Below are 14009 nucleotides of genomic sequence, written 5' to 3'. Positions count from 1 at the left end.
AAAAGCCCGAGCATTGCCCGGGCTTTTGTTATTACTTACGTTATGCAGATAAGATTGATGCTAACGTTTGGCTAGGTGCCATCGTCGCGCGCAACTTATCTTCATCTGGGTAGTAGTAACCACCAATATCTTGAGGCTGGCTTTGCGTAGCGTCAATCTCAGCAATAATTGCATCAATATTGGCAACAAGGGTGTCGTACACCGCTTTAAACTGCTCAGCAAGCGCTTTGTCTTCTGTTTGCTTAGACACTTCTTCTGCCCAATAAAGCGCTAGATGAACATGACTGCCTCGGTTGTCTAATTGTCCCGCTTTACGCAGCGGAGATTTACCGTTGTTAAGCAATGCTTCTGTTGCTTTATCAAGCGCAGTCGCAATAATCTTAGCTTTTGGGTTGTCATGCTTGATAGCAACATCTTCTAGCGATACGGCTAACGCCAAGAATTCACCTAATGAATCCCAACGCAAATGCCCTTCTTCAACAAACTGTTGTACGTGCTTAGGCGCAGAACCACCCGCTCCCGTTTCATAAAGACCACCACCGGCCATTAGTGGAACGATAGATAGCATTTTTGCACTGGTACCTAGTTCTAATATCGGGAACAGATCAGTCAAGTAATCGCGAAGCACGTTACCCGTAACTGAAATAGTATCTAAACCACGGATAGCACGTTCCATGCTGTATCGAATAGCACGCACTGGCGACATTATCTGAATATCTAACCCATCAGTGTCGTGGTCTTTTAAGTATGCCTCTACTTTCTGGATCAGTTGAGCATCGTGTGCACGCTCATCGTCTAACCAGAATACTGCAGGCATGCCTGATTGACGCGAACGTGTCACTGCAAGCTTAACCCAATCTTGAATAGGTGCATCTTTCACCTGACACATACGCCAGATATCGCCTTCTTCTACATCATGCTCAATAAGCACGTTTCCGTCTTGATCAACAATTTGTACTGTACCGTCGGCTTCAAGTTCAAACGTTTTATCGTGTGAACCGTATTCTTCAGCTTTCTGCGCCATTAAGCCAACATTTGGCACCGTACCCATTGTTGTTGGATCGAATGCGCCGTGTGTTTTACAGAAGTTAATAACTTCTTGGTATATCGTGGCATACGTACTTTCTGGAATGACCGCTTTCGTGTCGTGCGCCTTTCCATCCGGACCCCACATTTGGCCAGAGTTACGGATCATTGCCGGCATAGATGCATCTACAATAACATCACTCGGTACGTGAAGGTTAGAAATACCTTTGTCTGAATTTACCATCGCCATCGGTGGGCGATTAGCGTAGCACGCGTTGATATCGGCTTGAATTTCTGAACGCTGGCTTTCTGGAAGCGTTGCGATTTTATCGTAAACGCTGCCCAAACCGTTGTTTGGATTAACACCCAACTCATCAAATAATTCGCCATATTTGTTGAACAGGTCTTTATAAAAAACTTTTACACAGTGCCCGAATACGATGGGGTGAGACACCTTCATCATGGTCGCTTTAACGTGCAGTGAGAATAAAACGCCCGTATTTTTAGCATCTTCGATTTGTTCTTCGAAGAAAGCACATAATGCTTTCTTACTCATAAACATACCGTCGATAACTTCGCCTGCGAGTAAATCAACACGTGGCTTCAACGTTTTCTTGCTGCCATCTTTGCCTGTGAACTCAATGCTCACGTAGCCGTCTTTTTCTACAGTTAACGATTTTTCGCCAGAGTAGAAATCGCCACCGCGCATGTGCGCAACGTGAGACCGAGAAGCTTGTGACCATTCACCCATTGAGTGAGGATGTTTGCGTGCGTAGTTTTTAACAGCCGTCGGGGCGCGACGGTCAGAGTTACCTTCACGTAATACAGGGTTTACTGCACTACCTAATACTTTTCCGTAACGCTCTCGTATGTCTTTCTCTTCGTCAGAAGATGGTGCGTCAGGGAACGCTGGAACGTTAAAGCCTTTTTCTTGGAGTTCTTTGATAGTGGCGCGAAGCTGAGGAATTGAGGCACTAATATTTGGAAGCTTGATAATATTAACGTTCGGATCTTGCGTTAATGCACCGAGTTCTGCCAACGCATCTGATACTTTCTGCTCTTCCGTTAAGAAATCCGGGAATGTAGCAAGCACACGTGCAGCAAGTGAAATATCACTTAACTCAACTTCGATACCTGCAGCACCCGCAAACTTTTCTATTATCGGAAGCAACGAGTATGTCGCTAGCATTGGCGCTTCATCAGTCTTTGTATAGATGATCTTAGACTTGGTCATTATATACCTCAAGGTTGTCGGTAACGCTTTACCGTTTATTTAGTCCGTTACTACGCCCCACGCCATAAAACCGGTGAACCCAAAAGCATGGAACGAAATGAATTTTCCCACTCTGTGTGCGCACAGAGATATTTATAATTAATTTCACTGAATAAATGCGCCACTTGTTTGTTTGAAAACGACGCATAAATATATTGCAGCGCACAATAGTATAGGGTCGAAATGTTCAGTTACAAGTCATACCATTGTCTTAACCGATAAGATCACAGAAATTCGCGAATAAACGACGTAAAGTTATCGTTGTGATAAACTTGTCTGTGTTGTTTTCAAATCAAAATACATTTACCTATGCAGAAAAATTCACGTGTTGTGCTCTTTAACAAGCCTTTTCAGGTGCTTTCTCAATTCACCGATGCAGATGGTAGAGAGACGCTCAAAGACTACATAGATGTACCTGATGTATACGCAGCAGGAAGATTAGACAGAGATTCAGAAGGCCTGCTCGTGCTCACTGATGACGGTAAGCTGCAGCACAAGCTCGCGCACCCCAAGGCAAAAACAAGCAAAACCTATTGGGTGCAAGTAGAGGGAGAGCCTGACGATGCATCCATAGAACAGCTGTGCAAGGGCGTGACCTTAAAAGACGGACTCACAAAACCCGCTAAAGTAACACGCATGGCCGCGCCAGACGTATGGGATCGCACTCCGCCCGTACGTTTTAGACAATCAATTCCAACCAGTTGGCTCTCTATTACAATAACCGAAGGGCGCAATCGACAGGTACGCAGAATGACGGCACATGTCGGTTATCCCACATTGCGGTTAATTCGATATCGCGTCGGTAACTGGACATTAGACGGCATCAGCAATGGCCAATACGTAATAGTGTGACAAGCACATTGCCTTAACAATAACAGGTTATGGCAGTTTGTTATGGCTTAGAAGGTTTTCGTGTAAGTGCTGCACGGTTGAAAACCTCGGTTAACCTTGAAAAGTCATTGTAATTTATGTGCTTTGTGTAGATGAACAATATTTTAATGTCTGCGCTGAAATGTGTGAATTACGTTCATTTTTCTGATAAAATCCGCCGCCTAATTTTAACCAATAGAAAGTGTAATTCACGTTGTGACTGAAATTGAATCAAACGCTAGCAAAAAAGTAATCGTCGGCATGTCTGGCGGTGTCGACTCTTCTGTCTCTGCTTACCTACTGCTTCAACAAGGCTATCAAGTAGAAGGCCTGTTCATGAAGAATTGGGAAGAAGACGATAACGATGAGTACTGCGCGGCAGCAGAAGATTTAAAAGATGCACAAGCGGTCGCTGACAAGCTAGGTATTGAATTACACACCATCAATTTTGCTGCTGAATATTGGGACAACGTATTCGAGTATTTTCTTGAAGAATACAAAGCCGGTAGAACGCCAAACCCTGACATCATGTGTAACAAAGAAATCAAATTTAAGGCATTTCTTGAGTTTGCAGCAGAAGATTTAGGCGCTGATTATATTGCAACCGGTCATTATGTTCGTCGTCGTGAGAAGAACGGCAAGTGGCAAATGCTGCGCGGGCTAGATAGTAATAAAGACCAAAGCTATTTTCTATATACCCTCGGCGAAGAACACGTGGCCAAAACGCTGTTTCCCGTCGGTGATATTGAAAAGCCGCTAGTGCGTAAAATTGCTGAAGAGCAAGATTTAATTACCCATGATAAAAAAGACTCAACAGGCATTTGTTTTATCGGTGAAAGAAAGTTCAAAGACTTTTTAGCGCGCTACTTACCCGCACAACCTGGTGTTATCGAAACCGCTGAAGGCGAAGAAATTGGCACCCATGAAGGCCTTATGTATCATACATTAGGGCAGCGTAAAGGTTTGCACATTGGTGGGTTAGCCGACTACGGTGACGACCCATGGTATGTGGTCGATAAGGACGTGCCACGCAACGTTTTAATTGTTGGGCAAGGCGCCGACCACCCTCGCCTTTACTCTAACGGACTCGTTGCCAAGCAGCTTCATTGGGTAGACCGCACCCCCATTACTGAAACGACACGTGCCGTTGTAAAAACGCGCTATCGTCAGTCTGATATCCCGTGCACCATCACCCCCCTTGACAATGACACGATAGAGGTCGTTTTCGACGAACCGCAAAAAGCGGTAACGCCAGGACAGTCTGCTGTATTCTACCGTGACGAGGTGTGTTTGGGCGGTGGTATTATTGAGAGTTATATTCGCTAATGCTAGATGTAGATATTGAAAACAACTTAGCGCTAGCCGGGGTTGCGCAGGCCGCCGCTCTGGTTCAGCAAATCGCGCGCAAAGGCACGGCAAACGATGAATACATCGAGGCAAGTTTATCAAGTATCCTGGTAACTGACCCTGAAACACCGCAGCAAGTTTTCGGAAAACTGAGTAACCTGTCACTTGGATACAATACTCTGGTTGCTCAACTTTCCGATAAACAAGCAACGAAAGACACCGAAATTACGCGCTACATAGCGAGTATATTAGGCTTAGAAAGGAAGCTAAGTCGAAAAAATAAAGCAATGAACGAGCTGGGCGACCGCATTTCTCATGTGCAGCGACAGCTCGCGCACGTAGATTTTGAGAATCCCCAGGTCGTTACATCGCTCGCAAGTATATACAGTGATATTGTCAGCCCTCTTGCCCCACGTATTCAAGTGGCAGGTAACCCTGATTACTTGAGCCAACCTGCAACACAGCGAAAAGTAAGAGCCCTTTTACTTGCCGGTGTTCGTTCCGCAGTAATGTGGCGACAAATGGGTGGTAAACGACGCAATATTTTATTTAAACGAAAGCAGATTTTGAATAGTGCTGTAAAGGCGCTTAGGTTGATAAACTAGTTGAGGAGCTTAAGGTGGAACTGAGTCAGTTAACTGCAATTTCCCCTGTTGATGGTCGGTATGCTGGGAAGAGCGTTGAATTACGTAGTATTTTTAGTGAATTCGGCTTATTGAAATACCGTGTTGTTGTGGAAGTAAGATGGCTGCAAATGCTATCAAGCAACCCGCACATTAAAGAAGTTCCTGCATTTTCGGAACCCTCGAACACATTGTTAAACAACATTGTTGCTGAGTTTTCTGTAGACGATGCAATGCGTATTAAAGAAATAGAGCGTACTACCAACCATGATGTGAAAGCGGTTGAGTATTTCCTCAAAGAGAAAGTTGCAAGCAATAGTGAGTTGTCTGCCGTAAATGAGTTTATTCATTTTGCGTGTACGTCAGAAGATATCAATAACTTATCCCATGGTCTTATGCTTACTGAAGCCCGTGATACGGTATTGCTACCTTACTGCGATAAGCTCATAGAGGCATTAGTTACACTCGCCAAGTCTTATCAACATATTCCTATGATGGCAAGAACACACGGTCAGCCAGCATCGCCTACTACCATGGGCAAAGAGATGGCAAACGTGGCGATGCGTTTAAAGCGTCAACGTAGCCAAATTGCTGACGTAGAGGTGTTAGGTAAAATAAACGGCGCTGTAGGTAACTACAATGCGCATTTATCTGCCTACCCAGATGTTGATTGGCATGAGGTATCAGAGACATTCGTGACGTCATTAGGCCTTACGTGGAACCCTTTTACCACGCAAATTGAGCCGCACGATTATATCGCCGAGCTTTTTGATGCGGTTGCTCGTTTCAATACAATTCTTATTGATTTCGACCGTGACGTGTGGGGCTATATTGCATTGGGTCATTTCAAGCAAAGAACCGTTGCCGGTGAAATTGGCTCGTCGACAATGCCTCATAAAGTAAACCCTATCGACTTTGAGAACTCTGAAGGTAATTTAGGGTTAGCAAACGCGATGTTCAATCACTTATCCACTAAACTTCCAGTGTCTCGTTGGCAACGTGACCTAACCGACTCTACGGTACTAAGAAACTTAGGTGTTGGCGTTGGCTACTCGGTAATTGCTTACCAAGCGACACTGAAAGGGATAAGCAAGCTAGAAGTAAATGAACAAAGTTTACTAAACGAACTAGACAATAACTGGGAGCTGCTTGCAGAGCCTATTCAGACGGTTATGCGTCGTTATGGCATCGAAAAACCGTATGAAAAGCTGAAAGAGCTGACGCGCGGTAAAAAAGTAAATGCAGAGATTATCGCAGAATTCATCGACAATCTTGAATTACCTGACGCGGCTAAAACAGAAATGAAAGCATTAACACCAGCGAACTATATTGGTGATGCAATTAGGCTGGTCGATCAGTTATAACTGACAACAAACCTTTCTATTATAAAAGCGCGGTATGACCGCGCTTTTTTGTGGGAAGCTAAAAATGACGTTAAGCCAATACAGTACCGATATATTACTTAAAAAACTAAGCATCACCTTTGTTGTATGCTTAGTTTTTCAGTTTCCCCTATCCATTTATCACCCCACGCCTACCGCTATTCAATTAACGCTTTTCACGCATATAGTATTAGCAGTCGTTACCTATTACTTAGCGTTAACTAAGCATGTTGAGCATGCTAGAACTCTTTTATTGTTGAGTTGTTTGTCGTACCTAACCCTCGCGACCATAGCATGGCCTAAAGATACCTATATTCAACATTTTCTCTTAGTGGGGGCAGTAGGTTGTGCATTTCTATTTAAGCACGACGAAAAAAAGCAACGTGTAGGTTGGCTCAGCGCTTTTACCCTTACTTTTTGCGTTATCGACTTTACACTAAGTTATTCGTTGCCCTCCTCTGAACAAATCATACGACAAGCAAATTGTATTACGCTATCGGTGGCTATCATCTTTATCGGGGCGTTAATACAAAGGCATCTTTACGCGCGAACCGTAATATTTAAAACGCAGTACGAAGAGGTGAAACGCGCGCTTTATAATGTAATACCTGCATGTGCGGCAACCTTTCCATACGACTTTTCTACACGTAAGGATATTAACAGTGCGAGTGTTATTTTTACTGATCTTTGTGGATACCAGTCTTTCACCAAAGACAGTGAAGCGCACGACGCCTTTAAAGCCATTGATAGCTACTACCGTATTATGGATGACCTCGCACATGAGCTTAACGTGTGGCCGCTGAAGACTAATGGTGACCAATACATTGCACTGGCGGTCGCTGAGGTTGATGAAAAGGACGAGAGAGCGACAACGTTAAAAATAGCGTCAAAAAGTGTGGTTTATGCCATAAGATTGCTGAACGGCATATCTGAATACAAGAAAGACAATCCAAGTTTTACTTGCGGCATTCGTATTGGTATCGCTACTGGCACCGTTACCGCTGGTATGCCCGAGCGACGCCATGGTACCTTTGATATTTGGGGCGACACCGTTAATAAAGCAGCAATGCTTGAACAGTACAGTAATAAAAATTGCCTGACGATATGCACAGATACACATGAGCATTTACCACCATCATTCCAACACTACTTTTCATCAACATGCTGTGCGACAAAAGTTGGAAGCATAGCCGCATTTACGTTAAGCGAGTCAGCGCTTGAAGGAATAACATCGTAATTGCGACTAGTATCAATAGGCGTGATGAAAGATAATGCGCGCACTTTACTGGAGGGCATATGCAAACATTCGATATCAATGACTTTTTACAACACTATTGGCAACAAAAGCCTGTAGTGCTTCGGGGCTTTTTTTCTCAATTTAACGACCCTATCGACGAGCATGATTTAGCAGGCTTAGCGCAAGAAGAAGATATCGATAGCAGAATTATCAGCAACAATAGTGGTAACTGGCATGTTACACAGGGCCCTATTACTAATTTTGAAGACGCATGCAAAGGAAAGTGGACCTTATTAGTTCAGGGCGTCGATAGGTATATTCAAGACGTTTCATCAATCATCACGCCATTTTCATTTATCCCAAATTGGCGACTTGATGACCTTATGGTGAGTTTCGCCAACAAGGGGGCGGGTGTTGGCGCCCATATTGATCAATACGATGTTTTCCTAGTGCAAGGAAAAGGAAAACGCAGATGGCGTGTGGGAAACCCAGGAAATTATAACGAAGTATTTCCTCACCCCTCTCTTCGACAAATAGAAGCATTCGTTCCTATTATTGATGAGGTGTTGCTGCCTGGCGATGTATTATATATTCCGCCTGGATGGCCGCATGACGGAAAGGCATTAGAAGACTGTATGACGTACTCCGTGGGTTTCCGTGCACCGGAGGCCCTTCAACTTGCAGAAAGCCTTGCCATGATGCTTGAATGCTCAGTAAAAAACACACGATTCACTGACCCAAAACGCTCTGCGTGTGAAACGCCTGTCAATATCACATTAAACGATATTCAGGCGCTGAAGAAACAGCTTATACATACGATTGAAAGCCAAGAGTTTACGCAAGCACTAATGGCATCTATCAGCGAGCAAGGTATTCCAGAATTTCCTGTAGAGCCGCCTTTCAGTGTTGAAGAGATAGCGAACGAGATTGCAGCGGGGGCAAGTACTCGGCCAGCTCCCGGAATAAAACCGCTACTGTTAATGCAAAGTGAGGAAAGCCAAGTAAATGCACTTTATGTGAATGGAGAACAGTTTTTATTTAATGATGAAGATAAGCCTAGCTATATAGCGCTTGGCGAGGGAACCTTACTAAACGCTGTCTCGCTTCCCGACTCCCCATCATTTGCCTTTTATGAAACCTTAACTACACTTATTAATAACGGTTATTGGGAGTGGGTAGAGGAATAAAATTTATTATGTCATTTACGGTACGTAGTGCAGATTGGAGCAACGACGGCGAAACGCTTATGGCCTTAAGAAAGCGCGTTTTTGTTTTGGAGTGGCGCGTACCCGAGCATAAAGAATTCGACGAAGCCGACCTTGATGCATTTCATGTTCTGATAGTAGATGATAAAAACAGCCCTATTGCCACAGCGAGATTAACACGCTGTGGCGTACTAGGAAGAATAGCAGTGAAGCAAGGGTATCGATGCCTTGCAATCTATCGCACGATATTTGCGACACTTATTGAAACAGCAAAGCGAGAATCCGTTCCTGTTGTGAAGGTAGCATGTAACTTAGACAGCGTTCCCTATCACCAGAGCATTGGTTTTCGTCCTGCAGGACAGGTGTTCATGGATGCTGGAGTACCACGACAGCAAATGCAATGCGGTGCAGAGCGCTTTCCCCTACCCGATGTCACTCAAATCCACTGAACAATAACCCCTTTCGCTCCCCAAATTAATTTAGGTGCTTAGCTCCAAAGTTGTGGTGCATTTTGCATGGCAAATAAGCTCTCTGCACGGTTTTGTAATAACTCTGCGTATTCCTTTTGCGTTGCATCGTCACCGGCGGCCTGAAGAAGATTCTCTGCCTTTAACTGCCAGGTCATACCAAAGTGACGAAGCACTTCTTTCACATTTGCTGCATTTTGGAGCGCAGTATAGTCACTCGGCAAGTCACCACTGATAGCCCAGTAAAACTTGCCATCTATGGCTTTGATTTTCCATACTGCTAAGTACGGCGCAAGGTAACGGCTTTCATCAGTTACCACTGATTCAAATAATACTCCGTTCTCAGCCAAGTGCTTATTTGCTTTTTGAAATTGTATGCGCGCCCACTCTGACTGCTGGGCCTGAGTAAGTTGTGGTTGCTGTACTTGTTCTGTCATTTTATTTTTCTCTAATTATTGTCCATCGCAGCTAAAAGTAGTTGCAGTGGATGACGAGGTTTAAATTTCTCGATTCTGGCAACTTGACTTCTGCAAGAGTAGCCCGTTGCCATAATTGCATTCTGTGGGTACGCTTTTACGGCGGCTTCCCAACTTAGGCCATAAATAGCCAAAGATTTGTCTTTTTGATCTGCTTCGTGTCCATATGTTCCGGCCATCCCACAACATCCAACGGCAACAAGGTCTACAGGTTGCCCTATTTTACTAAAGATTGTCTGCCATTGTTTTTCAGAGGCTGGCAATGCCGTTTTTTCTGAGCAGTGGCTAAGTAAAGCAAGCGACTCAGTCGACGGTGTTGTTATCGAGCGCTCCCAAGTGTTATCGGGTATGCCGAGAAGCCATTCGTGCACTGTGTTTACAAAAAACTCGCCGCGTTTAGAACCTAGCGTTTTCGTGTATTCATCACGGTAGCAAAGTACCAGCGACGCATCTACACCCACCATTGGAATTGATAACGAAGCAACCTCGTTCAAAAACGCTGCAGTGTCAGTAGCCGTTTTAGCAAAACGCGTTAAAAAGCCTTTAACGTGTTCAGGTTTACCATTTGGCTTAAAGGGCAACAATACTGGTTTGTAGCCAAGTTGTGTGCAAAGCGAAACAAAGTCTTCCACCACCGATGCATCATAGAAGCTGGTGAACGGGTCTTGAACAATAAGCACAGTTTTAGCACGTTCGGCGTCGGTCAACGAGGCCAATGTATCATAATGGTAGCGCGTAACGCTTTCGTTCAAACGCTGTTTAAGGGACGGCGACGATAATACTGGTGTATCAACGTACCCGACGGTTTTTTCGATCGCGCTTTGCATCCAACGTCGATTTAAGAACATGTTCACAAATCGTGGCATAGACGCCATTATTGGCGCCATACGCTCGATATTCGCAACCAAGTGGTCTTTAATTGGGCGCATATAGCGCTGGTAGTAAATTGATAAAAATGTTGACCTAAATTCGGGCACGTCTACCTTAACGGGGCATTGGCTTGAACACGACTTACATGCCAAACAACCATTCATGGCCTCAAGTACCTCGTGAGAGAAGTCCTCTTGATCATCGCGAGAGTTTTTAAAACGTTGCCACAGCGACGTTTTAAATTGCTCAGCACGCAACGACGTGCTGTCAACGCCCTCTTTGGCTAACAGCCTAATCCATTCACGAATTAACCCTGCTCGGCCTTTGGGACTGTGTCTTCTGTCACGCGTCACTTTGCTTGAAGGACACATAGGTGATGTCGTTTCATAGTTAAAGCACAACCCATTACCATTACACGACATCGCTGGCGCAAATGCGTCTTTAAACGCCACAGGAATGGTGCGGTCATAGGTTGCCCGTTTGGTGTCGCTGACTTTTACTAAGGTGTCTGAAGACCCAAGGGGCGTGCATATTTTCCCTGGATTCATTTTGTTATGAGGGTCAAAGGCGCTTTTTATTTTACGCAACTCTTTAAACAGCATATCGCCAAAAAATGCCGGGCCATATTCACTTCGATAGCCCTTTCCATGTTCGCCCCACATCAGCCCGCCATATTTGGCAACCAGCGCGACGACTTCATCGGAAATCTGATGCATTAGTTTTTCTTGCTCTGGATCACACAAATCAAGTGCAGGCCTGACATGTAATACGCCGGCATCTACATGTCCAAACATACCGTAATGCAAACCGTGTGAGTCGAGCAACGCTCTAAATTCCAAAATAAAGTCTGCGAGGTTTTCAGGAGGGACGGCCGTATCTTCTGCAAAAGCAATTGGCTTCTGCGCGCCTTCAGTTTTCCCTAATAGGCCTACCGCCTTTTTACGCATCGCGTATATCTTACCGATGTCTGCTTTACTGAACGTAACTTGGTAGCCAATAACACCGTTGCTTCCGTTTTTTGCGTCTTGCGTCAATTCTTCTTCAAGTCGAGCAATTCTTTCCTTTATGCTCTCTTCATCATTGCTGTTGTACTCCACCATGTTGAGACCTAGCATCTCTTTATGGGGAATGTCGGTAATGAGTTCAGAAATTGAGTGCCAAATAATGTCCGTTTTCGCCAAGTTCAGCACCGTTGAATCTACCGTTTCAACCGATGTTGCACTTGCAGCAACCATCGCAGGCGCATGCCTTAAAGCTGACTCGAAAGAATCATACTTAATATTCACTAATGCTTTATGCGTCGCAATGGGGGTAAGCGAAAGCGTAGCTTCTGCGACCATCGCTAACGACCCCTCAGAACCGGTAATCAACCTACTGACGTCTATTTTCTGCTCATCAGCATTATAAGCGTGTTCTAAATCATAGCCAGTGAGAAAACGATTAAGGCGCGGGAACTTCTCGATAATATCATTTCGTTTTTCAACGCAGGTCGCAATCACCTGACGCAATATCCGAGAATAGGTATCACTTCCACGTGCTTGTTGCTTTGCCTCGTCTAGGCTAAGCGGCGACGTAGTAATCACCTCGCCATTGGCCAACACCGATGTTAACCCTAATACATGGTCGCTCGTTTTACCATATACTAGCGAGCCTTGCCCCGACGCATCAGTATTGATCATGCCACCTACAGTTGCACGGTTACTTGTTGAGAGGTCTGGAGAAAAGAAATACCCATGTGGGCGCAATGCATCATTAAGCGCGTCTTTCACTACCCCTGCTTGAACGCGAACCCATTGTTCCTCGACATTGATTTCGAGCACTTTATTCATGTGTCGCGACAGGTCAACCACAATGCCATCGGTTAAACTTTGGCCGTTTGTACCCGTGCCACCACCTCGCGCAGAAAACTTTACTAAAGGATGCTGATTGACGAGCTCACCGATAACCGCAAGGTCTCTCACATCTTTGGGAAATAATACGGCTTGAGGAAGTTTTTGGTAAACCGAGTTGTCGGTGGCAACAGCCAATCGACTGGCATAGCTGTATTCAATATCACCAGAAAAACCAGACTGAGTAAGTTGGTTTAGATACAATTGATAATGTTCAGAAAGACTATGTTGGGGCGCGACGCGTGGAAGACTCAATGCAATACAACCTCCGAATTCAGTATTGATACTAAGTATACCTACACCCAGCTTGACTCTCTACACCAATAAAGATTTTTCACACGGTTTTAATACTTATTGTTTACGTAAGGCCGTTAACAAATAGGTAACTTGTTACACTTTCATGAGTGGGTTACATCTATTTACACTTTCAATGTTTATCTAGTGACCGCAAAACGACTACACTTCATGGTAGTATTACGTCGTGATACTTTTTAAAAATTCTTTAGACAAGAGCAACCACACATGAAAGCATTAAGACTTACGTTAGGCGGGTTACTGTTTGTAAGCGGTGTTATATTTACGCTTATACCTGGCTCTATATTGCTGGTATTAGGCGGTTTGGTATTGCTTAGTTATGACTGGCCCCGCGCACGCTCGATACTTACTTTTACGCAGAACAAGATGCGCATCAGCGCGAGAAGAATTGACAAGTTTTTTCTGGCGAGAAAATACCGTTAAAGTCCGCCGATTTGTAAAATGCAGCCTGTGGCAAGAAAACAGGCTATAAGCCTAGTTTCCTTTTTTCAAATAGATAGGCGTCACCAACAAAGGTAAGCAACCATGCTTGCGCCTATTTATTTTCAATGGCAATAGTTACGAATCAAATACTGTAACTCTTTATGTTTAATTACAGGTTTAATGCGAAAACTTTCCAAATAGCCGACTAATACTTAACGTCGGCAAACACGAATACGATTATTCGTAGTTACGTTCCATCCACATCAGTTTCATTTTTAACTCATTAATTTCTTTCTGCGCTTCAGCCAGAAGCTCTTTCACAGAAAGGGATTGATGCATTTTTTCTTGCGTGTCATTTGCTGAAACAGTGCTGTTATTATGTGTCATAGGAACTCAACCACGTTATTTAAAAATTGTGAAAACAAACTGTAAGTTACTTTGTAATATTACATTTTTAATTACAGAAAGTCATGTTTCTTGCGCTTAATTTTCATACTTTATCGAAATGTTCATCGTTTATTTAACGAATACTGTATGCATTAATTGCCACTGTTTTCCCTCTTCATCACCACGTTTGTATAACGTAAAAAAAAGAGACCCGAAGGT

Annotated in this window: 12 protein-coding genes; 8 read left to right on the top strand and 4 right to left on the bottom strand. The window is 44.1% G+C overall.

The genetic code is table 11. The features are described 5' to 3' along the window. Window positions 1-40: 40 nt before the first annotated feature. Window positions 41-2260 (bottom strand): NADP-dependent isocitrate dehydrogenase, encoded by a 2220-nt coding sequence (locus tag AC27EZ_RS10515; RefSeq protein WP_487135296.1) that lies wholly within the window; start codon window positions 2258-2260, stop codon window positions 41-43. Window positions 2261-2608: 348 nt separating this feature from the next. On the opposite strand from AC27EZ_RS10515, the gene AC27EZ_RS10510 reads away from it, so the two are divergent. From AC27EZ_RS10510 to AC27EZ_RS10480, 7 genes are all read left to right on the top strand, one after another. Further along, window positions 2609-3151, top strand: coding sequence for a pseudouridine synthase (locus AC27EZ_RS10510; RefSeq protein WP_487135295.1), 543 nt, complete (start codon window positions 2609-2611; stop codon window positions 3149-3151). Between the two features lie 234 nt (window positions 3152-3385). After that, the gene (gene mnmA / locus AC27EZ_RS10505) at window positions 3386-4495 is read left to right on the top strand and encodes a tRNA 2-thiouridine(34) synthase MnmA (protein ID WP_487135294.1); all 1110 of its coding nucleotides are present in this window, start codon (window positions 3386-3388) and stop codon (window positions 4493-4495) included. Next, window positions 4495-5121, top strand: a complete 627-nt coding sequence (gene hflD / locus AC27EZ_RS10500) for a high frequency lysogenization protein HflD (protein WP_487135293.1) — start codon at window positions 4495-4497, stop codon at window positions 5119-5121. The genes mnmA and hflD overlap by 1 nt, the downstream gene beginning before the upstream one ends. A 14-nt stretch (window positions 5122-5135) precedes the next feature. After that, window positions 5136-6503 carry an adenylosuccinate lyase gene (gene purB, locus AC27EZ_RS10495; RefSeq protein ID WP_487135292.1) on the top strand — a complete coding sequence of 456 codons (1368 nt, stop codon included), beginning with the start codon at window positions 5136-5138 and terminating at the stop codon, window positions 6501-6503. Window positions 6504-6567: 64 nt separating this feature from the next. Continuing rightward, window positions 6568-7758, top strand: coding sequence for an adenylate/guanylate cyclase domain-containing protein (locus AC27EZ_RS10490; protein WP_487135291.1), 1191 nt, complete (start codon window positions 6568-6570; stop codon window positions 7756-7758). A gap of 59 nt (window positions 7759-7817) precedes the next feature. Next, window positions 7818-8945 carry a JmjC domain-containing protein gene (locus tag AC27EZ_RS10485; RefSeq protein WP_487135290.1) on the top strand — a complete coding sequence of 376 codons (1128 nt, stop codon included), beginning with the start codon at window positions 7818-7820 and terminating at the stop codon, window positions 8943-8945. Between the two features lie 8 nt (window positions 8946-8953). Continuing rightward, the gene (locus tag AC27EZ_RS10480; protein WP_487135289.1) at window positions 8954-9412 is read left to right on the top strand and encodes a GNAT family N-acetyltransferase; all 459 of its coding nucleotides are present in this window, start codon (window positions 8954-8956) and stop codon (window positions 9410-9412) included. Between the two features lie 38 nt (window positions 9413-9450). Here AC27EZ_RS10480 and AC27EZ_RS10475 read toward each other — a convergent pair whose 3' ends face one another. Both AC27EZ_RS10475 and ydiJ read right to left on the bottom strand, forming a co-directional pair. Next, entirely contained in the window at window positions 9451-9867 is a 417-nt protein-coding gene (locus AC27EZ_RS10475; protein ID WP_487135288.1) for a DUF4826 family protein, read from the bottom strand. 11 nt (window positions 9868-9878) lie between these two features. Further along, window positions 9879-12920, bottom strand: a complete 3042-nt coding sequence (gene ydiJ / locus AC27EZ_RS10470) for a D-2-hydroxyglutarate dehydrogenase YdiJ (RefSeq protein WP_487135287.1) — start codon at window positions 12918-12920, stop codon at window positions 9879-9881. Between the two features lie 267 nt (window positions 12921-13187). Between ydiJ and AC27EZ_RS10465 the strand changes: the two genes are divergently transcribed. Further along, the gene (locus AC27EZ_RS10465; RefSeq protein WP_487135286.1) at window positions 13188-13403 is read left to right on the top strand and encodes a tellurium resistance protein TerC; all 216 of its coding nucleotides are present in this window, start codon (window positions 13188-13190) and stop codon (window positions 13401-13403) included. A 237-nt stretch (window positions 13404-13640) separates the two neighbouring features. On the opposite strand, the gene AC27EZ_RS10460 is transcribed toward AC27EZ_RS10465, so the two are convergent. Then, window positions 13641-13790: a hypothetical protein gene (locus tag AC27EZ_RS10460; protein ID WP_487135285.1), complete on the bottom strand. Its 150-nt coding sequence runs from the start codon at window positions 13788-13790 to the stop codon at window positions 13641-13643. Window positions 13791-14009 lie beyond the last annotated feature (219 nt).

It is taken from the genome of Alteromonas sp. 4NH20-0056, from assembly GCF_057539655.1.
The sequence above is the reverse complement of the archived record's forward strand: the minus strand, read 5'-3'. Positions and strand labels throughout refer to the sequence as shown.